General features: G+C 64.7%; 1 protein-coding gene. It reads left to right on the top strand.

The annotated features are described in order from the left end of the window. Positions 1 to 222: 222 nt before the first annotated feature. Positions 223 to 422, top strand: a 200-nt coding sequence (locus EVC45_RS45190) for a hypothetical protein (RefSeq protein WP_373683144.1), incomplete at its 3' end; no start/stop codon positions are given.

Below are 422 nucleotides of genomic sequence, written 5' to 3'. Positions count from 1 at the left end.
CCTGGGGAGATCTCGCCTCATGCCTGAAAGGGCGACGGCGTCGAGCCGGAGCGAGAAGTCAGCAGAGGCCGTAGTAGTCACAGGACAGGTCGATGAGACCGAAGCTGGTGATGAAGGGCCGAACGGGAAGGAGTGTCCAGCGTCATGTCGATGCGACAGGTACTGCGTCAGATGCCCGCGCAAGCGGGGCGAGCGGGAGGCACACGCGGTGAAGCTGCGTCTATGCCCGTGAGCGACGAAGCCTGTTGCCCGCGCCATGAATCCGGGGACACAGGGTCATCGCTGCTGATGGCGGCGCTGACGAGAGAGAACCTGAAGCAGGCGTTCAAACGGGTACGGGCCAACAAGGGAGCCGCTGGCGTGGACGGTCTGGACATTGACCAGACGTCGCGCCATCTGGTGACGGCGTGGCCGGCGATCCG

This window comes from Paraburkholderia sp. UYCP14C (assembly GCF_004197395.1).
GTDB lineage: Bacteria > Pseudomonadota > Gammaproteobacteria > Burkholderiales > Burkholderiaceae > Paraburkholderia.
The sequence above is the reverse complement of the archived record's forward strand: the minus strand, read 5'-3'. Positions and strand labels throughout refer to the sequence as shown.